Genomic DNA, 25,386 nt, shown 5'->3' with positions numbered 1-25,386 from the left:
TGATATTGTTTCGCATAATTGGCATAGCAAGACAAGCCTAATCATAGTTTGATATATGGACTAGTAAATGCATTAGTAAAGCATTATTAATAGTACTAGCTATCGCAATTGAACTATGAAAGGAAGTCTTCCAATTATGCTGAATCATTTTCGCCATACGTTAAAGGATCAAACCGCATTGTATGTGTTTGTGTCAGTGCTGTTTTTAATGGGTGTTATTTTTGGAGCCTTGCTTGTGAATGCGTTAAGTTTAGAGCAGCAGCAGGATTTATCGAGATATTTAAGTAATTTTTTTACCTCCATATCGCAAGGCGGGACGGAATATGAACAGCTTCCATTTGCAAAAGTGGCTGCCCTACATTTGAAGTGGTTAGGCTTAATTTGGATTTTAGGATTATCCGTCATTGGTTTGCCAGGTATTTTTGTGTTGGATTTCTTTAAAGGTGTGTTAATTGGCTTTACAGTAGGCTGTTTAGTGGGTCAATTCAGCTGGAAAGGACTCCTATTTGCCCTCATAGCGGTTGCACCACATAACCTGATTGTAATTCCTGCTCTGTTAGCAGCCAGTGTAGCAGCAACTAGCTTTTCACTTGGGATTATCCGAAGTCGTATTTTAATGAAGCTACCTAACCACAATCATTCCTCTTTACTATCGTATTGTAGTATTATTTTGTTGATGGCGGGTGTCATTTTAATTGCGGCTTGTTTTGAGACCTGGGTGACGCCAATGCTGATGAGACTCGTGGCTTGAGTTCTAGTAAAATATTGACTTTGTTGATTCACTCCCCATATAATGAAAGAAGTGGTTTAAGATTATGCGGCGATTCCTTGGGGAGGGAGAACATGGAAGCAAAGATCGAGAAAATCAAGCAACAGCTGCAATCCCACGGTTACAAGTTGACACCCCAGCGGGAAGCCACGGTAAGGGTATTGCTCGAAAATGAAGAGGATCATCTCAGTGCGGAAGATGTCTTTATGCTTGTAAAGGATAAAGCTCCTGAAATCGGGCTTGCAACCGTTTATCGGACTCTTGAGTTGCTTAGCGAACTACACGTAGTTGAAAAAATTAATTTTGGTGACGGCGTAGCAAGATATGATCTAAGAACAGACACGTCGAAGCATCACCACCACCATTTAATTTGTGTGCAATGTGGAGCGATGGATGAGATTCGTGAGGATTGGCTTGGCGAGCTTGAAGAACGCTTAGATAAAGAATTTAACTTTACAGTATTGGATCACCGCCTTGATTTCCATGGTGTGTGTCATCGCTGTAATGCTAAGAACAAAGAATCAGAGAAATCCTAATAAAGACGTATTAATAGTATATTTTTTACGAATAATTGAAGATAAGGGCTGTCCTGCTTACATTAGAGGGCGGCCTTTTTATGTCTATATTTTAATGCGTGATGGGTGCGGAATTACTTACTATTATCGGGTAACAAATTGAATATAAATGGATATGATTATGTTATAATTGAAAGGAACATATTCTCACTACAGAAACGATATACTAAATTAAAAGCAAAGTATATGTAGTGGGGGAAGAGAGCATGATTATTTCAGTACGAAAGCTAGTACGGTTTTGCAAATACACTATTATTTTTATGATGCTTGCCTATTTTTTGTACAAACTATTAGGTGTCATCGATATTTATTTGTTACCTGTGGATAAGTATCGTGTGCCAGATGGTTCAGCGGTGAAGGTGTTTCATATTGAGCAGGATGGTGTGTCAGGGGTTGATAAAATGTCTGAGCGCTTAAAGTTATTTTTTTGGTATGGGGAGTAACCTTGCCTAAGGAGGGAAGAGGCATGGAGCAGGCGGTAGCCTCCTTTATTACGTATGTGGAGGAAACAAAAGACTTACGCGGAGCAACTTTAGAGTCATATGAAAGAGACGTTAAGCAATTTCTTGCCTTTTTGCAGGAAAGGGAAATTCATCATTTAGAAGAAGTGACACGTACTAGCATTATGCTGTATTTCTCTACGCTAAAGGAACGAGGAAAAGCGCCAGCAACCATTACACGAGCTTCAGTTAGCTTAAAGGCATTTTTTCAATATTTACTTGCGACGCGAGTAATTAATCAAGATCCCTATGTCAAGGTGGACACGCCTAAGCATGACAAGAAGCTTCCTCACATTTTAAGCATTGAAGAGATAGACAAGCTACTTGCTATGCCAGATGTGACGACAGTATTAGGTTTACGTGATAAGGCTATGCTTGAAATGTTGTATGCAACAGGCTTACGAGTATCGGAGCTAAATTCCATTAAAGTGCAGGACATCGATTTAGATTATGGTTTTGTACGAGGGGTGAGCAGTGCTGGCAAAGAAAGAATTATACCAATTGGCTCAGTTACGGTAAAATGGATACAACGTTATATGAAAGAAGCATTGCCTGTCTTACATAAGGAAGGGACAAGCAGTCATTTGTTCTTGAACCGTCAAGGACAGGGGATCAGTAGACAAGGCTTTTGGAAAATGTTAAAAAAGTATGGGAAGGAAGCTGGACTTACAAATGAACTGACCCCCCATACGTTAAGACATTCCTTTGCTTCGCATTTGTTAGAGCGGGGTGCTGATATTCGTGCAGTGCAGGAGATGCTTGGGCATTGTGATATATCAACAATTCAAGTGTATTTACAGCGCTCGAAGCAAAATTTAAAATCCGTGTATGACTCCTTTCACCCGCGGGCAAAAGAAAATGAAGAACTACACAATGAGGAGTGAAGAAAAATGGACAAGCAAGTTCCTTTTAACAAAATTACGGTGGTTGTATTAGATAGTGTAGGGATTGGCGAGTTGCCTGATGCACCGAAATACGGCGACACTGGCGCACATACATTAGGTCATATTTTAGAAAAGGTACCAAATGTAAAGTTGCCTCACATGCAGCAGCTTGGTCTTGGAAATATTGCTCCATTAGCACAAATTACACCTGCAGATCAGCCAAGTGGCTATTACGGTAAAATGGCAGAAATCTCTGTCGGTAAAGATACGATGACTGGTCATTGGGAGTTAATGGGACTCAAGGTTTCTACTCCTTTCCAGACGTATCCAAACGGCTTCCCGCGTGACTTAATCGCGCGCTTTGAGAATGAAACAGGACGTAAGGTGATTGGAAACAAGCCAGCGTCAGGTACAGAGATTTTGGATGAGCTAGGTGCAAAACATATGGAGACAGGTGCGTTTATCGTCTACACCTCCGCAGATAGTGTGTTCCAAATTGCAGCGCATGAAGACGTGATTCCTCTAGATGAGCTCTATCGTGCCTGTGAGATCGCACGCAAGCTGACACTTGAGCCTGAATACTCAGTAGGACGTGTCATCGCTCGGCCGTTTGTAGGTTCACCAGGTGATTTTAAACGTACGCCTAATCGTCATGATTATGCAGTGAGCCCACCTGAGCCTACCTTGTTAAACAGCCTTAAAGCTGCGGGTAGAGATGTGATTGCAGTGGGTAAAATCAATGATATTTTTAGTGGTGAAGGGATTACGAGAACGTATCCAACAAAAAGTAATCTACATGGCATTGAAAAAACAATTGAGCTAATGAAGGAAGACTTTAACGGGTTGTTGTTTACGAATTTGGTTGATTTTGATTCTCTATATGGACACCGCAGAGATCCAGTTGGTTATGCGAAGGCATTGGAGGAATTTGACGCTCATCTTCCAGAAATGTTGGCAAGTGTGAAGGAAGGCGAAATCCTTATTTTGACTGCTGATCACGGAAATGACCCGATTCATGCAGGAACTGATCATACACGTGAATATGTACCTTTATTAGTATATAGCCCTTCTTTTAAAAGTAATGGAAGTCTTGGGGTAAGAGGTGCTTATGCTGATTTGGCAGCGACGATTGCTGATAACTTTGGCGTACATGCTAGTAATCATGGAAAGAGCTTTTTGCGTCAGCTTGTTTAACAAATTACGAGCGAAAACCAATACTTTTGCAAAGCAAAGCAGTATATCGGAGTAACCTAAGATTTTGAGTAATGGATTTAGTGTAAAATAATAAAGTCATGGAAGAGGAGAATACACGATGTCAACGTCAATGAAAAAAATGATGTCTGTAGCGGCAGCATATATTACGGAGAAATCAAAAATGACACCAAAGGTTGGACTCATTTTAGGGTCTGGTTTAGGGGTTTTAGCAGATTATATGGAAAATGCCGTTACGTTAAAATATGAGGATATTCCTTACTTCCCAACTTCAACTGTAGAAGGTCATGCAGGAGAGTTGCTTGTGGGTGAACTAAAGGGAGTACCTGTCATTTTAATGAAGGGACGCTTCCATATGTATGAAGGTTATGCGCCTGAAATTACAGCTTTCCCTGTACGTGTCATGAAGCAATTAGGCGTGGAGCGTGTCCTTGTGACGAATGCCGCAGGTGGCGTAAATCTTGAATATGAGCCAGGAGATCTAATGCTGATTTCTGATCATTTGAATTTGACAGGCAAAAGTCCACTTGTGGGCACAAATGAAAGTGAAATTGGTCCACGCTTCCCTGATATGTCTGAAGCATATAGCAAGGCACTTCGCCAAATGGCGCACGAGGTAGCGGCTAGCCAAGGCATTACTTTAAGAGAAGGGGTTTACGCTGGAATGTTAGGCCCTGCTTATGAGACACCAGCAGAAATTAGAATGCTTCGTACGTTAGGTGCAGATGCGGTAGGTATGTCCACTGTAGCTGAAGTGATTGTAGCTAGTCATGCAGGTATGGAAGTGTTAGGGATGTCTTGTATTAGTAACATGGCAGCGGGTATTTTGGATCAGCCATTGTCCCATAGTGAAGTAATGGAAACGACCGATCGAGTACGTGAAACGTTCCTGAACTTAGTATTGGCGATTGTTCCTAAGCTACAATAAAGACTTAGAAGCTATATTTCACATACACAATAAACATGCTGTAATTTATAAGCAAAGGCTATGACGATCTTTTCCCAAGCGGTCTATAAAGACCAAAGGGAACTAAGATCGTTGTAGCTTTTTTGTGTTTAGAGGAATAAACTTCCTTTTTTTCGTTCATACTAGATGGGAGAATGAATGTCGAATGTGAATGAGGAGGATGGTTTCATGAAAAAGCTGATGTTGACATGGCTTTCAGCCTTGCTATTACTTATGCCAATGACAGGTGTAGGTGCATTTGCGGAGGAAGCTTCTCATGAGGACAACTTGGTTGTTGCTGAGCAAGCACGGTCTGCTATTTTAATGGATGCAGATACAGGTACAGTTATATATGAGAAGAAAAGTCATGATAAATTGCCACCAGCGAGCATTACGAAGGTGATGACCATGTTATTAACGATGGAGGCCGTAAGTAAAGGTGAGTTGAAGCTAACCGACTTAGTTACAGCGAGTGAATATGCTGCGTCTATGGGTGGCTCTCAAATCTTTTTGAAGCAAGGGGAGCAAATGACCGTAGATGACCTACTAAAGGGTGTAGCGATGGCTTCGGGCAATGATGCTTCTGTCGCATTGGCTGAGCATATTGGCGGGTCTGAGAAGGCATTTGTAAAAATGATGAATGAGAAAGCCGCTGAGCTTGGACTTAAGGATACTCATTTTGAAAATTGCAATGGCTTACCTAAAGACAATCATTATAGCTCTGCGCACGATATTGCTGTGATGAGCAGGGAGCTATTAAAATATCCTGAAATTATTAAATATACAGGGGCTTATCAGGATCACTTACGTAAAGATTCAGAGAAGCCGTTTTGGTTAGTAAATACAAATAAACTCGTTCGCTTTTATGATGGTGCGGATGGACTAAAAACAGGCTATACATCCGAGGCTAAGTTTTGCTTAGCGGCTACAGCATCACGCGATGGAATGCGTTTAATTGCTGTCGTTATGGGTGAGCCGAATACAAAAACACGTAACAGTGAGGTTACAGCATTGTTTGATTATGCCTTTTCTCAATACCGCCTGCAGCCGATTTATAAGAGTGGTGAAGTGATTGGGAAGGTACAAATAAAAAAGGGACAGCAATCTGAGCTACAACTAGCTGCAAGCAAGCCGATTCAAATTTTACTTAAAAAAAGTGCTGGCAATGCGGCGATCACGCATAAGCTCGTTGTGCCTGATCAGCTTGCTGCTCCTGTAAAAACAGGACAAGTTGTTGGGAAGCTTGTTATTTATCAAGAGGACAAGGTGCTAAGAGAATTTGATTTAACCGCGGCCAATGATATCGGTAAGGCAGGCTGGTGGACTTTGTTCAAACGTACGACGGCACGCTTGTTTTTTGTAGATTGATAGCAGTTTTCTTCTAGTTTTGTCAGGGGGAAGGAATCAAAGGACAAGGCGTAGAAATGTGTGTTCATGCGTAAGAGAGGAGAGTGAACATAACGTGAACTTGCAAGTTGAGATGGTAAGAAATCGTGAAACACTCATTGTCCGTTTAAGCGGAGAATTAGATCATCACACTGCGGATGAGGTGCGGATGCGGATGGATGAGGAATTGGCGAGAGGTGGCTGTCGTCATCTAGTATTAAGTCTTAAATCGCTACAGTTTATGGACAGCTCTGGTCTAGGTGTCATTTTAGGAAGATATAAGCTGATTAAGCATAAGGGTGGAAGAATGGTGTTATGTGATGTGAATCCATCTGTGTATCGTTTATTTGAAATGTCAGGCTTATTCAAGATCATGTCTATTTATGAAAATGAGAATACGGCGTTGTCTGAACTGGAGGTGGCATTATGATGAACACAGCAGAGCGGAACTTTATGACTCTGCAATTTGCTGCCAAGTCAGAAAATGAGTCTTTTGCTAGAGTAACGGTAGCTGCATTTGTATCTCAGCTTGACCCAACAATGGATGAAATTACGGATCTAAAGACAGTCGTATCTGAAGCGGTGACGAATTGTATTATTCATGGCTACGATAGCAATCCAGAAGGTATTGTGACCATCTCAGCCGAGATTATTAACGATACAGTGACCTTAACGATTGAAGATAAAGGAAACGGTATTGAAGATTTGGAGCTGGCCAAGCAGCCGCTATATACTTCCAAGCCTGAGTTAGAGCGTTCAGGCATGGGCTTCACCATTATGGAAAACTTCATGGATGAGTTTGAGGTTTCCAGTCAAATTGGTGGAGGTACGTCAATTCGGATGAAGAAAGTGATTGTATCCAAGAAAGCTTTGTATAATTAGGGGTTGGATCTATGGATGCTGATGTGAAGCAAACCTCAAGGGAGTTTCTAGACGATAATGAAGTGAAAAGATTGATTGCGCTCAGTCAATCTGGTGACAGCGGGGCTAGGGATCGTCTAGTGAATTGTAATATTCGATTAGTGTGGTCGGTCGTGCAACGGTTTATGAATCGTGGATATGAGCCAGATGATTTATTCCAAATTGGCTGTATTGGCTTATTAAAATCCGTGGACAAGTTTGACCTGAGCTATGATGTGAAGTTTTCAACCTATGCGGTTCCGATGATTATCGGAGAAATTCAGCGCTTTTTACGTGATGATGGAACACTGAAGGTGAGCCGTTCCTTGAAGGAAATGGCGAATAAGGTTCGTAAGAAGCGAGATGAGCTATCTAAAACGTTAAATCGTTTGCCTACCATCGGTGAGGTAGCGCATGAATTAGGTGTCACACCCGAAGATGTCGTGTTCGCGCAGGAAGCAAATAAACCGCCAACCTCGATTCACGAAACTGTATTTGAAAATGATGGGGATCCGATTACATTAATGGATCAAATTTCAGATGAATCGCAGGAGCGTTGGTTTGAAAAGCTAGCCTTGCATGAGGCAATTACGGGCTTGTCTGATCGAGAGCGGCTTATCGTTTATTTAAGGTATTATCGCGATCAGACGCAATCTGAGGTCGCCACAAGACTTGGCATATCTCAGGTTCAGGTGTCTAGACTTGAAAAGAAAATTTTGCAAAGCATCCGAGATCAAATTGCACAATAAAATGATATTTACTTAAACCTCTTTCTTTATTCGAAAACTACGGTTTTCTTATAGGGATGGGGGTTTTTGCTTTTTCAGGAGCAATGGAGTTGTAAAGTGAGAGTAAACGACTACTTTCTTTGGCATACTATGGTCATTATGTCTGACTGTGACTGGATATTAGGTATAAGGAGGTAGTTTCAAACATGAGTGATGAGCACAAGGAGTATGGTGGACAGGAGCAAGAGCAGGGGAAGCATGATTCTGATTTTCCTGATTTTATGTCTACGATCGTGCCAGAGAGTCAAGAAGATAAATATCAGCACGATGGTGTTCAAGATGAAGATAGGCAGGGAAATAAGAATAATCAGAACAAGGAAGAGGATATACAACATAATAATCAAGATGAAGACAATGGGAAAAAAGCAAAAGGAGCTGAGGAGGAACAAGGTCAAGAAGATAAAAAGGCTTCAGATCAAAAGGATGACAAGCTAAAGCAAAAAATCGAACAGGAGCACTCTGATACGATCGAGGAATCGGTCATATATTGGCAAGGGAAAGATGTCATCAGCACGGAGCTTGCAGTAACGAAAAAAACGTTAGAGCAAGTCGTTGGTCTTGGGCAAAGCTTTGACATGGAATTTAGAGAAATGACGTTTGGTCATGTAAAGACAGGACTATTTTATATTACAGGCTTCGCCAAAGATGAAAGTATGCAGGAAATTTTAAAGCGACTCACCTATTTGCATTCCGATGATTTGTCCTATGATGTTGTACAGGATTTCTTTGAATTGTATATTCCTCATATTCAAGTCAAGCTTGCACCTAAGTTAAGTGGTGTCGTAAACCAAGTGCTTACAGGCATGAGTGCGATGTTTATTGAAGGTGAAGAGCAGGCCATCGTTATGGACACACGCTCTTATCCTGTCAGAGGACCTGAGGAGCCTTCGCTAGAGCGTGTTGTACGAGGTTCAAGGGATGGCTTTACCGAAACCCTATTATCTAACGTGGCGCTGGTGAGGAGACGTTTACGCGATCCTGGGCTGAAATTTGAAGTGATGACCGTGGGGCGTAGAACACGGACGGATGTCTGTTTGGCTTATATCGATGATATCGTGGACAAGGTACAAGTGGATGCAATTCGTGACAAAATTCAAAGTGTAGATATAGATGGGCTTCCTTTGGCGGATAAGCAATTAGAGGAAACGATTATTAATAAAGGCTGGAATCCGTACCCGCTTGTGCGTTATTCCGAGAGACCAGATGTCGTTGCCTCGCATATTATGGAGGGAAGGCTCACTGTTTTTGTGGATACTTCGCCAAGTGTCATGATTATGCCAACGACCTTTTTTGATCTATGTCAACATGCAGAAGAAAACCGGCAAACGCCATTTATGGGTACGTATTTAAGATGGGTACGTTTCTTGGGGATTTTTGCATCACTGTTTATATTGCCGTTGTGGTTATTGTTAGTAACTCATCCAGAACTTAAGCCACCGATGCTTGATTTTATTGGACCTCAAAAAAGTGCGCATATCCCGCTTATTATGCAATTTCTGCTTGTTGAGCTTGGAGTGGATCTTCTGCGAATGGCGGCAGTGCATACACCAACCCCGTTAGCCTCTGCGATGGGCTTAGTTGCAGCGATTTTAATCGGGAATATAGCCGTTGAGACAGGTTTGTTTGTTAATGAGGTTATTTTGTATATGGCTGTGGCAGCGATTGGGATGTTTGCGACACCAAGCTATGAGCTAGGGCTGGCAAATCGGATAGTACGGCTAGGCTTGCTCATTTTAGTGGCGTTGTTTGATGTGACAGGCTTTGTGGGAGGGATCACGTTATTTGTTGTGTTGTTAACGGTGCACAGATCATATAATTCCTCTTATTTATGGCCGTTTATTCCGTTTAATGCAAAGGCAATGAGTGCGATTCTTTTCCGCGTTCCAGTGATGACTTCCAAGAAACGTCCATCCTTTAACAAAGCGCGAGATAACACCAGAATGCCTGCAAAAGAATAGCTAGTAATGTTTGAAAACAGGACCTAACATAGCTTGTCATACAAATAATCCAAATGATGCTCTGAAAAATCCATTTTTCAGTTGGCAAGATGTTTGCTATACTGTTGTAAAATCGTAAAAAGTGGAGGCTTGCATAGATGCATTTACATGGAACTAGTAAAATTAATGAAAAATCACACTTAGAGATTGGTGGATGTGATACAACCGAATTGAAGGAAACCTATGGTACGCCTTTATATATTGTGGATGAAGCGTTAGTTCGTCAAAGATGTCGGGAGTATATGGAGTCGTTTCGTGCTTCAGGCTTAACCTTTCAGGTTGCTTATGCAAGTAAAGCATTTTGCGTAATGGCAATGTGTCGTTTGGTTGAGGAAGAGGGGCTTTCTTTAGATGTCGTTTCAGAAGGAGAACTATACACAGCAATTCAAGCTGGCTTCCCAGCAGGCCGCATTCATTTCCACGGAAATAATAAGACACCTGAAGAGCTAGAGATGGGGATTAAAGCAGGGATTGGCTGTTTTGTAGTGGATAACTTTGTAGAAATTCATATGCTGCAAGGAATTGCTGCTGAGCATGGGGTAACTGTAAATGTATTGCTTCGTGTTACACCAGGGGTTGAAGCCCATACACATGAATATACGGCTACAGGACAAACGGATTCTAAGTTTGGTTTTGATATTGGTAATGGGTCTGCGTTTGAAGCAGTAAAACAAGCAAATGAAAGTCAAAACCTAAACTTGTTAGGTATTCACTCTCATATTGGCTCTCAAATTTTTGAGGTGGAGGGCTTCCAATTGGCAATAGAGCGTGTAGCTAGCTTTGCAGGTGAAGTGAAGGCACAGCTTGGTATTAGCTTCAAAGTGGTTAACTTAGGTGGAGGTTTTGGTATTCGTTATACCGAAGGAGATACGCCTCTACAGGTTACTGAATATGTGAAGGCAATTACTGACGGTGTGAAGCAACATTTTGGTGCAGTATACGATACATTGCCTGAAATTTGGGTAGAGCCAGGTCGCAGTATTATTGGTGATGCAGGCACAACCTTGTACACCGTAGGTACGCACAAAAATATTCCAGGTGTACGCAAATATGTAGCGGTAGATGGGGGAATGACAGACAACCCACGTCCTGCGTTGTATCAATCTAAGTATGAAGCGCTATTAGCAAATCGTGCACAAGATGATAACGAAGAAACCGTCTCCGTGGCAGGAAAATGCTGTGAGAGTGGAGATATGTTGATTTGGGATCTCGAATTGCCTAAAGTGGAAAATGGGGATCTGCTTGCAGTAGCATGTACAGGAGCGTACAACTATTCTATGGCAAGCAACTACAACCGGATTCGTCGTCCTGCCGTAGTATTCGTTAAGGATGGCGAAAGTGATGTTGTTGTAAAAAGAGAATCGTTAGACGATATTGTCTTAAATGATGTGATTCCGGCGCGCATTGCGAAGCAGGCTCAAAAAATTTAACATGACTGGTTGACGATACGTGAGGGAGCGCTATGTCAAGAGGGTTGTTGCGACCGCTGTTAAAACTAAATTTCATATGATTAGAGTTATATAGTTGAAAAAATTTATTTTTAAAGGCGGACACTTCGTTTCTTCACAATCCCTCTTTCCTCCGCTTGACTTTCGTTAGTCAACCACTCATTTATAAATTAAGCCTTACACATAAGTGGAAAGATAAAAAAGCTAACATTTCTTATCCAATGCAGGAGGAGTACTCTATGCATGTAGGAAGAGAGTGTTAGCTTTTTATTAGTTATTAGTTTGTTAACGATTAATTGTTATTTGTTGATATTGCTTATTATTGCATATTGCTAGTTCATCAGAGTTAGTGTTAGTTTGAGATTGTATTTTTGATGGCCTCTGCTAAGCCCTCAGGGTTTTCCCATGTCATGGAATGGCTTGTGTCTTTTAAGATTTCAACCTTGATGCCATGCTGTTGTAATTCATTTAGTTCGTCTTCCTCAGGTAGGGAGTGCTCACCAATGATAAATGACTTTGGACAAGTTAAATCATAAAATATTTGTCTCCATGAAGGTGTTTGTCCTTCTACAGCAGATTTGCTTGTCACATACACTGCTTTGGGTGCGCAGACTGAGAAGCTGGCTGCCCATAATTCATTACCATTATGTCTATTGTTCTCTAAGATGGTGTTAAAGCCATGACTTACAAAATCCTCATAGGAATAGGCTGCAATTGATTTACTTGTAAAGCCACCGCCAGCATCTAAATTAGCTTCGCCTAAAATAACGGCTTCGATTTGCTCCTCGCATAGCTTGGCTAAGCTTAGTGCAACCGAACCACCGATGCTATGACCAAATAGGATAAACTTTTTTAAATTTAAGTGTGTAATGAGTTCAAATAAATAATTTGCATGCTCTTGAATGGTATAGCTAAAGTCTTCGGGTTTATCACTATAGCCATTACCAAGCAAATCAATAAGAATACGACGGTGTGCAATTAGCGGTTCCTGTGCAGCTAGGTTAGGATAATCAAATGATCCCGCACAACCTAATCCATGAATAAATATAATCGGTGTCTCTGTCCCAGGTAAATCATGATATCTTAAACGGTAGCCTGAGCTTGGAATTTTAAATGTTTTCATTTTTAATTAATCCTCTCGATCATCTGTAATTATAATTGTGCAAGATGGTATTTCGCCACGAATGGAACAAGCTACCAGTCCCTGTACTTAGAATTATAACCTGTAATATTTTAAATTTACAATATATTTTACGCCTGCTCAGATTTGGTGACTAAATAAAGACAAACTAAGCTGTTTTTCATGACGTACTTTGCTCTTAAGTCGATTTCATAGTACACTGTAATAGTGTTTTTTAAAGACAAACAAATTAAGGAAGTGACCGATATGAAAAAAGGGAAGATCGTATTAGAAAAAGGCGGCGAGGTAGAAATTCAATTTTTGCCTGAGGAAGCACCAGGAACTGTAGCTAACTTTGAAAAATTAGCAAACGAAGGTTTTTATAACGGACTTACGTTCCACCGCGTTATCCCAGGTTTTGTAGCACAAGGTGGTTGCCCACATGGTACAGGTACTGGTGGTCCTGGTTACACTATTAAATGTGAAACTGCAACGAACACATCTAAGCATGAGCGTGGCGTGTTGTCTATGGCACATGCAGGTAAAGATACAGGCGGTAGCCAATTCTTTATCGTGTACGAAGCACAACCACACTTGAATGGTGTACACACTGTATTTGGTAAAGTAACCTCTGGTATGGAGCTTGTAGACGGCATTAAAGCAGGCGACAAAATGAAAGAAGTTACGGTTTGGGACGAAGCGTAAGTTAAGTTTAAGTTCATAATGGACAAGCAGGATAAGCTCTTTGGGGCTGCGTTGATCTTTGGATCACGTAGCTCGCTAAGGGCTTTTTTAATGAGAATAAATTTGAGAATACCAAGAAGTGATGAGCAGCGGTAAAATAAAGAGTAGCTTAAAATAATATTAAATAAGGCTCAACATGTTAATCAGCGCTTGATAATCTTTGGGGTGGGAGGCTACGTAGCAGAGAGTGGTTTCAACCGCTGTTAAAGTCCCACTTTTTTATAACCTATTTTAAAATGATAAAAGTGGGACTTTAAAGGCGGACGCTATCGCTTTTCCACCATCTCTCTGCTCCTCCGCTTCGGTAGCCTATTGTCAAACACTGATTTTGAGATTGAGCCTTATATAATAATGCTTAATTTTTAAGTTATCTAATATCATGAGAGAGGTCAGGTGTACTAATGAAGCAAAATATATACGATAATCCGGAGTTTTTTGAAAATTACCATCAGCTTCGAGCGTCAAAAATTACGTATAATGATTTTGTGGAGCAGCCCGCTTTAAAGTCATTATTACCTGATCTAACTGGAAAAAGGGTGCTTGATTTAGGTTGTGGGTATGGAGAAATGGCACATTATTGCATCAACCATCATGCGGATCACGTAACGGGTGTGGATATATCAGAGAAAATGTTAGCGCTTGCAGAAAAACATTCTAATATCACTTTTATTCATTCGGCTATGGAGGATTTACAATTTGAACAAGGGGAATTTGATCTCATTATAAGCTCATTAGCGTTTCATTATGTGAAGGATTTAGATGACCTAATGGGACGTATCTCAAGCTGGTTGAAGCCCGAGGGGCAGCTTATATTTTCCACCGAGCATCCTGTTGTTCTTGCTTCTAAAGCGCAAGCCAGATGGATCACCAATGAACACGGTGAAAATCTGTATTGGACACTGGATAACTATAAGGAGGAAGGGGAGAGGTCGCAGTTTTGGAAAGTAGATGGAGTGATTAAATATCACCGAACCTTATCAACATTAATTAATGTGCAAATCGCACATGGATTACGTATTGAGCAGGTGTTAGAGCCTGAGTCGATCCGAGAAGGAATAGAGAAAAAGCCTAATTTGGTAAATGAGGTGCGTAGACCTTCGTTTATTTTGTTTAGGGCAGTGAAGGGGTAGGAACATCTATATATGTATAAGCTCGGTTTTTGAGCTGAATTTTCATATTTAAAAAGATTACTGATTAATGATTAAAGAGGGAAGACCTCTCTTGGAATTGATATTTTGATTACTTAATTCTACAAGAGAGGAGCTTCCTTTTTACTGCATTCAATTTGCATAAGATTAATTACGATTGATAGATTGATACGTTGGCAATAGAACTGGAGTAGTTAAAACATAATAATCATATTTCTGTTTCTTGATCCACCTATACGAATTACGCAAGTTAAGTCCACAGCATCTCTTTGTCTTATGCGTATTTGACTTTCTAAGTTCTTTTCTCTGGTCACTCTAATTTTCATTGAGCTAGGTAAGTCTGGTCTGTTGATTCTAATCATGCTGTTAGTATCAGATGCTATGTTAATCACAATATGACTATTCATATCGGTTGCATGAACAACATCAATAACAGAATTCATAAACTTACTTTCTCTTACAAATAAAGAACTTGGCATATCCTCGTGATACATGACACTAAGCATACCTACTAAATCTGGTCTATTTATAGTTATAGAAGAGGATAGTGCTTTTATTTCTTGTGCTTGTATTATGGAATATAAATCAGCATTACCTTTAGCTTTTACATCAATAAAACCTGATAGATCAGGTCTGTTTACAGTTAATGAAGAAGATAATGTTTTGTATTCTCTTGCTTGAATTACAGAATTTAAATCAGCTTGACCTTTAGCTGTTATTTTGATCATACTTTGCAAGTCAGGTCTGCTGATTGTAATTGAAGAGGCAAGAGGTGCTTCTAACTCTTTATTTATCAGAATTGTTGAATATAAATCTCCTCTTCCACTTCTATATTCAGAAATAATAATTTGAGAAGGCAAATCAGGTCTACTAATCTTAATCAAAGAGTTGTTATCTTCCCATCCCTTTTGTCTGATTGTAATTGTAGATTTTAATGCCATATTATTATCTATCGTGAACCTAGAATATAAATCAGGTCTGCTAATTGTGATACAACTGTTATTATCCCTAGCACCTTTTTCAATTACTTTAAATGAACCATTTAAATCTCTTTTGTCACCTATAGTTATAAATATGCGTGATTGTAAATCTGGTTTACTCACCGTAATTTGTGAACTAATATCTTTAGCCATAGGCGCTTCGTATCTATGAATGTAGATACTAGAATATAATGGCGTTTGCCCAATATCACTATGTATATTGATTTTTGAGCGCATTTCTTTTCTACCAGCACCGTAAATAAAAATTTTACTTTCTGGTTCTGAGCGTCCAATGCTATAAATTTTTGAGGTAATATATCTAACAATGAGTTCAGGTGGATGAGGTGATTCTCTTGTCATTAGATAATATCTGTTGTCATCCTCTGTAGATATAATTACTCCATAATTATCTAGCTCATTATTCACCCATCTCTTTGCGACATCCAAAAAGTCAAATTCAATATAGCGTTCTGTAGTATTGATACTGTACCCATTATCTTTTAATACTTCTATACTACGTGGTCTATTAGCATCAGTAACGCCCATTTCACGCCAAATTGTGTTAGGTTGTCCTAATTGAATATTTGCACCATGAACAAAAGTAGTATAATAAATTCGTAATTTTGCACTTTTAATTATTTTTAAGTCTGGAATCGCAAGATTTAAGTCCTCAAATTTTAAAAATGAATAAAAGTCTTCATTATTACTATGTCCAATCATCATACTCTTTGTATCGCCATAGTTAATCGTTCTTAAATCTTCTCTGTTTCTTGTTGTAGCATCTTCAATAGAACTTAAAATTACGGTCTCTTCTGGTGCAGCCATTAAATTAAATGAGCCTTTAAATCTATTATGCGGATAAACACTAAACATGCTATACATTTCGTTGATTGAAATTGTATCTATGGTTGAATCCATGTCTGCATAATCAGAATAAACAATTTTAATTCGTGATGTTAACTCTTGCTTTCTTGTTACTCTTATCGTTATTGTAGAATGTAAGTTTGCACTTTTTCTTTGATAGATCAGGATTTGAGAGTCTAGGTCTTCAGGTTCTTCTCTAAATAATCTAAAGACGCCTTTAAACCTGTTTGCTAAGTCATTTTTAATATGTATCTCACTTGAAATATCATTTACTTCATTCATTTATCTATACACTTCCGATCTCATTGTATTGAGATAAATCGTTATACTGGGTCTGCATTTGCCCGAACTTCAAACTCACCATTTGGATTAGCAGGTGCTTCAAGATCAGTAGAGATACGAACATATAATGTGAACTCATCATCAGGATTAAAAAACATATTAAACAGCAAGGGGTCTTCAGCTACAAAAGGGTTATTTGTTCGAGATAATTCAATTCCTACACCTTCAGGCAACTTATCCTTCATCACATTTAAAATTAAATTCTGAACTTGAACGCCCATTTGATTTTTCACAATAACCTTCTGTTCTAATGTAGTTTGACCTGCAATAATATCTCCAAACTCTAAATTTCTTAATATTTCCCCAAATGAATTCGAAAGATATTTTCCTTTTTCATCCTTAAACATGATGCCTGAATAGGTTCCAATAAATGGAGGTGGCTCCCAAAAGTCTGTTTCTCCCCAACTATCCTTGAACTCCACTCTAATTAGATTCTCTTTTTCAAAAATAATGTCTCTTTCATTAATGTTGAGGGAAATGTTTACAGGTGGAGCATTTAATCGTGTGAACTCACCGCTTATTGGGTAATATGGCTCCCCATTCAAAAGTACTCGATATTGCACCTTCGTTAAATCTTCGTCACTTAATGTGCCAGTTAGTTTATTCCCACCAAATTGTAGATCAATTGTGGCAGTTGTATTTAAAACGTAAAAGGCGACATCGTTAAACTTAATATCCTCTTGGGGAACAAGGCTGCGATATGAAATATAATCAATACCGATGGGTTGATTCAAATGTTTGGTTTCTTCTATGTAATAAGCTAATTTGATATTACCGTTTGGTTGAGCCTTAATTTGATGCTCAGGGATAGCGTTAAATGTTTGATATCTCATTCCATCCTTAATGACATTTTGAGAACTTATAATATTTACATTTTTCCATTGATCTAACCCTTTAGAATAGGACTTCCATGTGGCTCCATCATCAAAGCTAATAATAAATCGAATAATACCAACGTTATTAGAATTAATTAAATGTGAAATAAAGCCTCTGATTTCCCCTAAGTAAGCAAATGATTGAGGTGTTATCACCAATTGACCTAATGGTAAAGCTTCTACATTTAAAGCTAATGTGTCACCTTCACTCAAATCCTCACTATAGGTCACCACGTCAAAATCTCCCTCTAACTCATCGAGTGGGGAGTAGTTGGCTGTAATATTTAATTTTGCTTCGTTTTTGTCAGGATCATCAGTGTAATATAATACATCCACCTCATCACCAAGCTCATCATAAATCGTGAAAGGTTCTGTTTCCAAAGTGATAGAGGATTCAGTCTGATTGGGATCATCAGTGTATTCAATGACACTAATCGTCTTATCTTCCCATTCTTCCGCAAGAGTGAAAGGGGTGGTCGTGATGTTAAAGCTTGCTTCACTTTTGTTAGGATCATCTGTGTAGTAGCAGAGTTCTACATCGCCTTCAAGCTCCTGCCAAGCGGATTCAGGAATGATGGATAAGTCATCCATTCCGTAGTCTAGGTAGTCTTGTTCGGTTGGTGGGGAGGGAAGGGAGTGCCATTGGTTGTTGGTGTAGTGTTTGTAGGTTGAGTTATGGTGGATTAGGGATCTTTTGTCAGGTATTAATTCAAACAGTTCTAATTCTTCTACATGCGAAATACTTGATCCACCATTTGATGTGTAGTTTAACCTATATATCTTAAAATAATCCTTATTTGATTCGTTAATAATATATTCTTTTGTTTCTGGAGTAAAATCTTTCCAATTTTGATTAACCTGAGTGTCTAAAACAGTCCAATTAGCTCCATCATTTGAGCCTTCAAAAGTCCACGTTCTAGGCACTCTATTACTAACATTACTACTTCCTATTTGTTTAATTGAATATTTTTTAATTATAATTTTATTCAAGAATTCATAACCCAAATAACCAATACCACCTGAACCTGATGCACTACTCCAAGCTGTTCCAATTCTATCAAAAGCTCTCCATGCATCCGCAGCACCACTACTAGCAAAAGCTCTACCATTAGGAGCAGTATTGGATGTCATTTTAGGAACTGCTGTTTCTGTACTTATATATGCCAAATTTCAACTCTCCTTTCTATAATAACTATATATTAATTATTTAAATAACTACATAAAAGAACCATTTCATTTACAAGTCTTGATAGTTATTCAATCACCGCACTTCTAATTGGAATCTTACTTATATCTATTCTTTGCTTAAATACTTTACCTGAACCTAATTCAACGTTGTCTTGAACAATATATCTTCGTTCTAATATTTTAGATGTGGTTAGATCGATGGAAGAATCTTTTTTCATACCATAATTGATGAAGTTTTGTTCTGATTGGTTAGGAAGGGCTGACAGTTTAGGCGGTGTATACTCAAACATTTTCAACTCATTAACTGCTGTGAAGTTTGCTCCATTGTTAGCTGTCCAATTTAATCTATACATCTTATAATTATCAATTTTACTAATATCGATAATATACTCTTTATCTGTATTGATAGCTGTCCAAGATTTACTAGTCTGAGTATCTAACACATCCCAATTAACACCATCATTTGAACCTTCAAAAGTCCAATCTTTAGGAAGTTCGTGTAAATAAGTAGTATGAGCCCCGCTCCTGACGATATATTTAAATATCATAATTTGTTTCTCAAATTCATAACCAAGATAACCAATTCCACCTGAACCATTTGCACTTACAAATCCCTCATAATCATCAAACCTATTGAATGCTCTCCATGCATCATAGTTAGTAGTATTATAAACACTACTAGAAAAAGCCCTACCACTAGGAGTAGTATTTGATGTCATTTGTGGAACGGCTGTTTCTGTTGCATAAACTTCTGGAATAATACTGTAGTGTTCATCTCCATATGAAATCAAGATTTTATGTGAAGGGTACATTGTGTATGCCTTAAAGCCACTAGGCATGTTATAGGTAAAAGGAGTTGCACCAAAATTTGCTGTTAATCTAGTTGTGTTACCGCTATCGCCTCTAAATGTAGGATAAACCTCACCTAATTCTTTTACATTAGTATGGCTTACACCCATACTTACACCATTTTTATAGAACTCTAATGTTCCGTTATCTAGATCAAGCGCAACACCTATGATATTTCCTACTGCCCAAGCATTATTAAATGAGACATTTTCAGGATACTTTTTTCCACTTCCTCCATAGTATGACCTCCAGTTTGTACTACCTACAAGAAAGGTAATATTTTCGGTTTTATTCGAGACTCCAATGAAAATCGAAGCATGACCACTATCTAATTTTACTTCCCAATACCATTTGCCATATGTTTTTCCATGAGTAGCACGAACTGCTGTACTTGAACTTATAGTCATTGTTAAATTCTCATTACTTAATACAATGCTTGACCCCATATCACTAGGATTTAATGTAACTGGATTTATCTCCATAACTTATTCATCTCCTTTCTACATATTGTTCTTGTCTATGAAAGTATTATTTTATCTACTCTTCGTTTTGATAGGTCAACTGTGTGAATAAATTTTTTTCCTGATTCGTGGGCTGTAGAGTTGGATTCGATAGATTTAATTCCGTCAAGTTGAGTTATATTGATAGGTGATTCCATACCATGATTGATGAAGGTTTGTTCTGAATAATTGGGAAGACTGATTAGCTTAGAGGATATGTATTCATACATTTTGAATAAACTAAGACGAGTATATGTTCCACCACCATTATTAGCAGTCCAATTTAAACGGTACATCTTATAGCTATTAATCTTACTGATATCAATCACATATTCTTTTTCTATATTGACAGCAACCCAAGTCTGATTAATTTGAAGATCTAATACTGTCCAATTACTTCCATCATTAGAACCTTCAAACGTCCAGTCTTTAGGTGCGTAAGTATGAATACCTGCTGAACTTATAGCATATTTCCCAATTTTAATTTTATTTATAAATTCATATCCTATGTAACCACTATTAGAGGTGTTTTGTGCACTGGCATATTCACTATTAGTCCCAAAAACTTTCCAAGGCTCGTAATTAGAACCATAAATGCTACTCGCAAAAGCTCTACCACTTGGGGCTGTATTACTAGTCATCTGTGGAATAGCTGTTTCTGTTGCATAAATTGGTGGTGTTATTGAGTATGTTTTATTACTGGATGAAAGTAAGATTTTATGTGAAAGTTTACTGTTGTAAGGTAAAAAGCCACTAGGTAAATTGTATACAAACGGTGTTGCGCCAAAATTACTGGATACAGTTTTAAAATTGGTAGACCCTGCTGTGCTTAACGTAGGATATACTTCTCCTAATTCTTTAACATTAGTATGACTAATACCCATTGATACACCATTTTTATAAAACTCTAATATTCCATTATCTAAGTCAAGAGCTACACCAATAATATCATTTACCAACCAAGTCGTACCATAGGTAGCGCTTTCGGGGTATTTATTACCACTAGCGCCCAAATATGATCTCCAGTTGGGATTAGTGGTAATATAGTTATTCGTTAAAAAGACTTTATTAGATATTCCTATGAATATATTTGTAGCCCCTGCATCTAATTTAACTTCCCAATACCATTTACCAGATGTTCTCCCATGAGTTGCGCGTATAGCTTGACTATTTGTACTTGCGCTAAATGTTAAATTACCATTGCTCAATGTAAATCCTGACCCCATATCATTAGGATTTAATGTAACATCAATTATCTCCATAGCTTATTTCATCTCCTTTCTAAATAAAATCATTATTTCATTCAATCTCAATTTTTCTTATCTCAAATAGTTTTTTTAAATCAATAGTACTCTTAAAAACCTTGCCTTCACCTAACACTCCATTATTACTCATATCTTGTTTAAACTTAGTTTCTTTTCTATCTAAGATTGATAAATCTTGCATTCCATCACTTATAAAAATAGATTCAGAAGGTAGCGTTGTGGAAATATTATTCCACTGATTGTTTTTAAATGTTTTATATTGATTATTAGATTTGATAAAAGAGTGAGTTTTTAAAGTGTCTTCTATGACTAGAATAGGATGGAAACCATAATTAGCATTAGTACTACCGAAAGAGTGTGTCCCAACAGCACTATTTCCTCTAACTACTCTATTGGAAGCTGTAGAAGTAGTTGATGTACTAACCCAAGACCAAATTCCATTCCAATTCCATACATTATTATCTCCTGCTACAATACTTCCATTAAGTGTAGAACCAACAATATATCCATCCCATTCATTGTCCTTATCTGTGTTGTTAATTCCACCAGTTAAAAGTCTAATAGAAGTGTTATATCGACTATTATCAATCCAATTGACAGATAATCCACTACCACTAGCAATACCTGCACTATTTAATGTGTCCCAAGAGATACTATGTTGAATATTTCTATCTGCAATTAACTTTTTTTTCTTATTTTCATCATCAACACAGATAAAATAAAAATCTCCATTAGGCACATTTGAACTTGAAACAGGAATAAAATCGGATGTTTCTTGACCTAGATTGCTAAAAATTCCTACAGTATTAGCAGTAGATGTTTGATAGTGACATCTGATTCGTTTGCCAATCTCAAGGTCTTTAATATCTGTTACTTCATCTGGATGGAGAAGACGACCTGTAGAATCAATGTCTATTGCGTCAAAATAAAAATCGTAAGTACTGCCTATACCAGAACTTTTTTGTTCAATTTCCACTTTGTGCATTCCAAAATTTAAATGAATTTCATATATTAAGACCTGATTAAGTTGACTGGAACCAGAAGGAGCTTTTACAGAAAAATTATATGATATATTATTAATTTTAATTTCTATACTTTCTGAAAAATATTGTGCAAGTGAGCCAATTATTCTAATATTAGAACCAATAAAATTAAATTTTATTTTATTCCCAAGATTACCTGTTTTATTGAGAGTTAAAGAACTTCCATAATAGTTTGCACTATTTGTTCTTACCCAAGTCCCAACATATTTAATAGCAGAATCGGTATCATCATACCTTTTCCAACCTTCTTCTGGTTGTACTAACGGTTGTCCTATTGTAGCCATATAATTACACCTCTTTCCACTCGAAGACTGGACGAAAACCTCCATCAGTTCCAGAATTACCTGATTGACGAATGCCAAAATCTCCCCAAATTCCTGACTTGCCACGCATAGTTCTAAATGTGCTATTAACGGTGGCTGAACTTGTTCCACTAGAAGATATGTAGATGCCATTTGATGCAGTATCCTGTGTCAATGTGTACATATCTAGGTAATGCCACACATCATCCAATGATTTACCTGATTGAATTTTTGATGTAGGAAAATTAATAATATATTTATCCCATTCATTGTTAGTTGGAAAGCAACCTTTATTTAAATTAGTCAATGACATGTTCCCAATTTCATCAGCATAAGCAACTCCACCAGTTAGCGATCTAATAGCCCCTGAAACACCACTAATTGCTATAGGCAATCCTTGAATCCTTTTCTGTGAATTTAAAGTGTCCCAAATAATAGTGTGTTCAGTAACTCTATCGCTAATTAATAGTCCAGTATCTACCTTAATAGCATAGTGAAAATGCTTTGTTGGTAATGATGAAGAGACTACTCCTGTTGTTGAAATTTCTGTATAACCATCTATACTTCCACCAAAAGAATGAGTGTTTCCATCTCGTTTCCAAACAATGTAATCTCCAATATCCATCTCACCTAATGTGTTACATAGTTTACCTGTAGTTGCAGGAGGGATAGGTAATAATCCTCCTGTAGAATCTATGTCAATTGCATCAAGATCAAGACTAGCTGACTCAAAGCCTATCTCTACTTCATGTTTTATTTCTGGAAGACCTGTCTTTTCATACACCAGCGTTTGAAATTGACTTGCGCCATTCTGGTTATATATTTCTTTTATCCCATCAATTTTAATATAGACATTACCTCTTGCTATATCACGAAGTCCTATTATTCTTAATTTAGTCCCTATAAATCTAAATGAGATTTTAGCATTTATATCTGTACTATAAATATTGTCGCTATTGTGATACGAAGCATGGTTGGCTATTAACCAATTACCGCTAAATGTAATAGATCCTATTTGCCCATTATACCTACGCCATCCTGCTTCTGGCTGTAATAATTGATCTCCTACAGTTGCCATTTAAATCACCTCAATCCTGATCTTATCTATTTTCTTAAACCTAGTATTAGGCACTGTCTTTATGTATACATGACTCTCATTATTTCCCTGATTCACATCATTTTTAGTCATCTCAAACTCATACTTCTTCTTTAATTCCAAATATCCATTGGTATTATCAATAAATTTATTATCAAACTTTTCTACATCCTTAAATGTATCAATAACAACTTCGCTTTCATTTTCCTTTGCTGTGATTTCAATTTTAACCCTAGCAAATAGTCCAAGAGGGGAGAGGATGTTACCTGTTTCGTAGTTGATTTCTTGCCATTCTGTCCATATGTATGAATCAAGTGAAGATTGGGTAAATATTTTGAATTGACCATTCGTTCCAGTCATTGTTTTCACAAGATGTTTGAATGACTTAAATTTATCCTTCAGTTTAATTGGTTCAGAAATCCATTCACCATGTTTCTCATAAATGGGATTGTTGTTAATGTCTCTTCCTAGTTCAATTAGTTGTAGTTTTCCATCCTTAAATACGGTTTTCGTAAATTCACCAGTTGAAGCACTAATAGGTATTCCTATCTCTATTTCTTGAATTGCCATAATGTTTTGTTCACCACCTATAATATGAAGAGAATAATTATCCTTTTGTTACATAAAAGAATCCACAAACGTTCCACTAATACTTGTAATTTCTTTTCCATCAGATGATCTAAAAACAACACTACTATACTTAATATCTCTATGTACTCGACCTAAATAAGCATCCACAAGAACCAGATCATCTTCAAATTGTTGATTAATGACATTGATGAGATCAGAGGTGTGTCGAGTATAAATAGTTTCATAGATTCCTGTTGGGATAGTTGCAGTATATTCTTCTTCTCCGATTAAAAAGTGGATATTGTTATTTGATGAAGTGATTTCAGCCATTCTAGGGATATCTTTTTCTCCCCAAACTCGATTATGAGCATCTGTAAACATTAACTTAATCCTCCTTCTATTTATTTAAATAAGTTGCCAATTGTAGACGCCAGCTTTATCCTTGACCAAAGGAGCATGTACTTTATTAGCAATCAGTCCATTTACTCTAAACACTAATTGTCCATCCATATCTTTGTCTGATGATATTTTGATTTCTAGATAAGGGGCAACATTTTTATCTTGAGGAATGTGTAATATATTTTTAAAATGAATATTTGCATCGACAAGGAACATAGACTTTTTGTAGCCAACAGATTGACTAGCAATATTATTTTTTAATGCGCCTCCTGTAGAAGTGGGAGAAAGTCTCATGTCCCCATATGCCTCTTTGTACTGAATAATATCGTTATATAAAAATGTTCTACCAGTTAAAGGATATTCTTCTTTATTAACAACATAAGATATTTGTATTCTGTTATTGTTAATATTAAAAATACCATTAGCAACATCAAAATACATTTGAGAACCCATACCAATCAATCCGAATTTCACTAGTTTTGTGCGATCTATACTATAGTAGTCATTGCTTTTTTTGTCATTCAAGTTGTATTCACATAAATAGTTTCCATCATAATACTCAGCCACCCAGATAAAGTTCTGAACATGGGGCATAGGTGAATATTTGCATTCATAATTATTTTTATTAAAAATCATCATTTTTATTGTTTCCCTCCACATTGTATTGTTGAGATCGTTATGTTTGTTCGGTTATTT

The 25,386-nt window shown here is 37.6% G+C and carries 24 protein-coding genes; 14 read left to right on the top strand and 10 right to left on the bottom strand.

Annotated elements, in window-relative coordinates; genetic code table 11:
* Positions 1 to 139: 139 nt before the first annotated feature.
* From spoIIM to lysA, 12 genes are all read left to right on the top strand, one after another.
* Entirely contained in the window at positions 140 to 751 is a 612-nt protein-coding gene (spoIIM, locus tag ABE099_RS08870) for a stage II sporulation protein M (protein ID WP_430030548.1), read from the top strand.
* A gap of 92 nt (positions 752 to 843) precedes the next feature.
* Complete coding sequence (locus tag ABE099_RS08865) at positions 844 to 1,305, top strand: Fur family transcriptional regulator (protein ID WP_430029430.1); 462 nt, start codon at positions 844 to 846, stop codon at positions 1,303 to 1,305.
* A 245-nt stretch (positions 1,306 to 1,550) separates the two neighbouring features.
* On the top strand, positions 1,551 to 1,787 hold the full coding sequence (locus ABE099_RS08860; RefSeq protein WP_430029427.1) for a DUF4227 family protein: 237 nt from the start codon (positions 1,551 to 1,553) through the stop codon (positions 1,785 to 1,787).
* 23 nt (positions 1,788 to 1,810) lie between these two features.
* The gene (gene xerD / locus ABE099_RS08855; RefSeq protein ID WP_430029425.1) at positions 1,811 to 2,728 is read left to right on the top strand and encodes a site-specific tyrosine recombinase XerD; all 918 of its coding nucleotides are present in this window, start codon (positions 1,811 to 1,813) and stop codon (positions 2,726 to 2,728) included.
* Between the two features lie 6 nt (positions 2,729 to 2,734).
* Positions 2,735 to 3,922 (top strand): phosphopentomutase, encoded by a 1,188-nt coding sequence (locus ABE099_RS08850; RefSeq protein ID WP_430029423.1) that lies wholly within the window; start codon positions 2,735 to 2,737, stop codon positions 3,920 to 3,922.
* A 118-nt stretch (positions 3,923 to 4,040) separates the two neighbouring features.
* Positions 4,041 to 4,868, top strand: coding sequence for a purine-nucleoside phosphorylase (locus tag ABE099_RS08845; protein ID WP_430029421.1), 828 nt, complete (start codon positions 4,041 to 4,043; stop codon positions 4,866 to 4,868).
* 207 nt (positions 4,869 to 5,075) lie between these two features.
* Positions 5,076 to 6,254, top strand: a complete 1,179-nt coding sequence (locus tag ABE099_RS08840; RefSeq protein ID WP_430029419.1) for a D-alanyl-D-alanine carboxypeptidase family protein — start codon at positions 5,076 to 5,078, stop codon at positions 6,252 to 6,254.
* Between the two features lie 94 nt (positions 6,255 to 6,348).
* Positions 6,349 to 6,702, top strand: a complete 354-nt coding sequence (gene spoIIAA, locus ABE099_RS08835) for an anti-sigma F factor antagonist (RefSeq protein ID WP_210090261.1) — start codon at positions 6,349 to 6,351, stop codon at positions 6,700 to 6,702.
* Positions 6,702 to 7,154: an anti-sigma F factor gene (spoIIAB, locus tag ABE099_RS08830; protein ID WP_430030545.1), complete on the top strand. Its 453-nt coding sequence runs from the start codon at positions 6,702 to 6,704 to the stop codon at positions 7,152 to 7,154. The genes spoIIAA and spoIIAB overlap by 1 nt, the downstream gene beginning before the upstream one ends.
* A gap of 11 nt (positions 7,155 to 7,165) precedes the next feature.
* Complete coding sequence (sigF, locus tag ABE099_RS08825) at positions 7,166 to 7,921, top strand: RNA polymerase sporulation sigma factor SigF (protein ID WP_210090262.1); 756 nt, start codon at positions 7,166 to 7,168, stop codon at positions 7,919 to 7,921.
* Between the two features lie 185 nt (positions 7,922 to 8,106).
* Positions 8,107 to 9,918 carry a spore germination protein gene (locus tag ABE099_RS08820; protein WP_430029417.1) on the top strand — a complete coding sequence of 604 codons (1,812 nt, stop codon included), beginning with the start codon at positions 8,107 to 8,109 and terminating at the stop codon, positions 9,916 to 9,918.
* Positions 9,919 to 10,055: 137 nt separating this feature from the next.
* Positions 10,056 to 11,387 carry a diaminopimelate decarboxylase gene (gene lysA / locus ABE099_RS08815; RefSeq protein ID WP_430029415.1) on the top strand — a complete coding sequence of 444 codons (1,332 nt, stop codon included), beginning with the start codon at positions 10,056 to 10,058 and terminating at the stop codon, positions 11,385 to 11,387.
* A 370-nt stretch (positions 11,388 to 11,757) separates the two neighbouring features.
* Here lysA and ABE099_RS08810 read toward each other — a convergent pair whose 3' ends face one another.
* Positions 11,758 to 12,528: an alpha/beta fold hydrolase gene (locus ABE099_RS08810; protein ID WP_430029413.1), complete on the bottom strand. Its 771-nt coding sequence runs from the start codon at positions 12,526 to 12,528 to the stop codon at positions 11,758 to 11,760.
* 264 nt (positions 12,529 to 12,792) lie between these two features.
* Between ABE099_RS08810 and ABE099_RS08805 the strand changes: the two genes are divergently transcribed.
* Positions 12,793 to 13,230: a peptidylprolyl isomerase gene (locus tag ABE099_RS08805; RefSeq protein WP_430029411.1), complete on the top strand. Its 438-nt coding sequence runs from the start codon at positions 12,793 to 12,795 to the stop codon at positions 13,228 to 13,230.
* 440 nt (positions 13,231 to 13,670) lie between these two features.
* Entirely contained in the window at positions 13,671 to 14,399 is a 729-nt protein-coding gene (locus tag ABE099_RS08800) for a class I SAM-dependent methyltransferase (protein WP_430029409.1), read from the top strand.
* A 212-nt stretch (positions 14,400 to 14,611) separates the two neighbouring features.
* On the opposite strand, the gene ABE099_RS08795 is transcribed toward ABE099_RS08800, so the two are convergent.
* The 9 genes from ABE099_RS08795 to ABE099_RS08755 all read right to left on the bottom strand — a co-directional run bounded on the left by ABE099_RS08795 (position 14,612) and on the right by ABE099_RS08755 (position 25,329).
* Positions 14,612 to 16,543, bottom strand: coding sequence for a DNRLRE domain-containing protein (locus ABE099_RS08795; protein WP_430029407.1), 1,932 nt, complete (start codon positions 16,541 to 16,543; stop codon positions 14,612 to 14,614).
* 41 nt (positions 16,544 to 16,584) lie between these two features.
* Positions 16,585 to 18,645: a hypothetical protein gene (locus ABE099_RS08790; protein WP_430029405.1), complete on the bottom strand. Its 2,061-nt coding sequence runs from the start codon at positions 18,643 to 18,645 to the stop codon at positions 16,585 to 16,587.
* Positions 18,646 to 18,731: 86 nt separating this feature from the next.
* Positions 18,732 to 19,997, bottom strand: coding sequence for an SPRY domain-containing protein (locus ABE099_RS08785; protein ID WP_430029403.1), 1,266 nt, complete (start codon positions 19,995 to 19,997; stop codon positions 18,732 to 18,734).
* Positions 19,998 to 20,032: 35 nt separating this feature from the next.
* On the bottom strand, positions 20,033 to 21,277 hold the full coding sequence (locus tag ABE099_RS08780; protein WP_430029401.1) for an SPRY domain-containing protein: 1,245 nt from the start codon (positions 21,275 to 21,277) through the stop codon (positions 20,033 to 20,035).
* Between the two features lie 37 nt (positions 21,278 to 21,314).
* Positions 21,315 to 22,607: a hypothetical protein gene (locus tag ABE099_RS08775; protein ID WP_430029399.1), complete on the bottom strand. Its 1,293-nt coding sequence runs from the start codon at positions 22,605 to 22,607 to the stop codon at positions 21,315 to 21,317.
* A 4-nt stretch (positions 22,608 to 22,611) separates the two neighbouring features.
* Entirely contained in the window at positions 22,612 to 23,703 is a 1,092-nt protein-coding gene (locus ABE099_RS08770) for a hypothetical protein (RefSeq protein WP_430029397.1), read from the bottom strand.
* Positions 23,704 to 24,291, bottom strand: a complete 588-nt coding sequence (locus ABE099_RS08765) for a hypothetical protein (protein WP_430029394.1) — start codon at positions 24,289 to 24,291, stop codon at positions 23,704 to 23,706. It lies immediately after the preceding gene.
* A gap of 48 nt (positions 24,292 to 24,339) precedes the next feature.
* A complete protein-coding gene (locus ABE099_RS08760) occupies positions 24,340 to 24,672 on the bottom strand; it encodes a hypothetical protein (RefSeq protein ID WP_430029392.1) in 333 nt (110 codons plus the stop codon).
* A gap of 24 nt (positions 24,673 to 24,696) precedes the next feature.
* On the bottom strand, positions 24,697 to 25,329 hold the full coding sequence (locus ABE099_RS08755; protein WP_430029389.1) for a hypothetical protein: 633 nt from the start codon (positions 25,327 to 25,329) through the stop codon (positions 24,697 to 24,699).
* Between the last annotated feature and the right edge of the window lie 57 nt (positions 25,330 to 25,386).

Origin of the sequence: Paenibacillus turicensis (assembly GCF_050461185.1) — a bacterium.
In the GTDB taxonomy this organism is placed as follows: Bacteria; Bacillota; Bacilli; order Paenibacillales; family Paenibacillaceae; genus Fontibacillus; species Fontibacillus turicensis_A.
The sequence above is the reverse complement of the archived record's forward strand: the minus strand, read 5'-3'. Positions and strand labels throughout refer to the sequence as shown.

Bases quoted from the DNA above. Each gene is read 5' to 3' on its own strand.
- xerD (WP_430029425.1), top strand. From the start codon at position 1,811: ATGGAGCAGGCGGTAGCCTCCTTTATTACGTATGTGGAGGAAACAAAA.
- ABE099_RS08850 (WP_430029423.1), top strand. From the start codon at position 2,735: ATGGACAAGCAAGTTCCTTTTAACAAAATTACGGTGGTTGTATTAGAT.
- ABE099_RS08770 (WP_430029397.1), bottom strand. From the start codon at position 23,703: ATGGCAACTGTAGGAGATCAATTATTACAGCCAGAAGCAGGATGGCGT.
- ABE099_RS08860 (WP_430029427.1), top strand. From the start codon at position 1,551: ATGATTATTTCAGTACGAAAGCTAGTACGGTTTTGCAAATACACTATT.
- ABE099_RS08810 (WP_430029413.1), bottom strand. From the start codon at position 12,528: ATGAAAACATTTAAAATTCCAAGCTCAGGCTACCGTTTAAGATATCAT.
- ABE099_RS08785 (WP_430029403.1), bottom strand. From the start codon at position 19,997: ATGGAGATAAATCCAGTTACATTAAATCCTAGTGATATGGGGTCAAGC.
- ABE099_RS08780 (WP_430029401.1), bottom strand. From the start codon at position 21,277: ATGGAGATAATTGATGTTACATTAAATCCTAATGATATGGGGTCAGGA.
- ABE099_RS08820 (WP_430029417.1), top strand. From the start codon at position 8,107: ATGAGTGATGAGCACAAGGAGTATGGTGGACAGGAGCAAGAGCAGGGG.
- lysA (WP_430029415.1), top strand. From the start codon at position 10,056: ATGCATTTACATGGAACTAGTAAAATTAATGAAAAATCACACTTAGAG.
- ABE099_RS08760 (WP_430029392.1), bottom strand. From the start codon at position 24,672: ATGTTTACAGATGCTCATAATCGAGTTTGGGGAGAAAAAGATATCCCT.
- ABE099_RS08755 (WP_430029389.1), bottom strand. From the start codon at position 25,329: ATGATGATTTTTAATAAAAATAATTATGAATGCAAATATTCACCTATG.
- ABE099_RS08845 (WP_430029421.1), top strand. From the start codon at position 4,041: ATGTCAACGTCAATGAAAAAAATGATGTCTGTAGCGGCAGCATATATT.
- ABE099_RS08800 (WP_430029409.1), top strand. From the start codon at position 13,671: ATGAAGCAAAATATATACGATAATCCGGAGTTTTTTGAAAATTACCAT.
- ABE099_RS08805 (WP_430029411.1), top strand. From the start codon at position 12,793: ATGAAAAAAGGGAAGATCGTATTAGAAAAAGGCGGCGAGGTAGAAATT.
- ABE099_RS08765 (WP_430029394.1), bottom strand. From the start codon at position 24,291: ATGGCAATTCAAGAAATAGAGATAGGAATACCTATTAGTGCTTCAACT.
- ABE099_RS08775 (WP_430029399.1), bottom strand. From the start codon at position 22,607: ATGGCTACAATAGGACAACCGTTAGTACAACCAGAAGAAGGTTGGAAA.
- spoIIAB (WP_430030545.1), top strand. From the start codon at position 6,702: ATGAACACAGCAGAGCGGAACTTTATGACTCTGCAATTTGCTGCCAAG.
- ABE099_RS08795 (WP_430029407.1), bottom strand. From the start codon at position 16,543: ATGAATGAAGTAAATGATATTTCAAGTGAGATACATATTAAAAATGAC.
- ABE099_RS08865 (WP_430029430.1), top strand. From the start codon at position 844: ATGGAAGCAAAGATCGAGAAAATCAAGCAACAGCTGCAATCCCACGGT.
- ABE099_RS08840 (WP_430029419.1), top strand. From the start codon at position 5,076: ATGAAAAAGCTGATGTTGACATGGCTTTCAGCCTTGCTATTACTTATG.
- sigF (WP_210090262.1), top strand. From the start codon at position 7,166: ATGGATGCTGATGTGAAGCAAACCTCAAGGGAGTTTCTAGACGATAAT.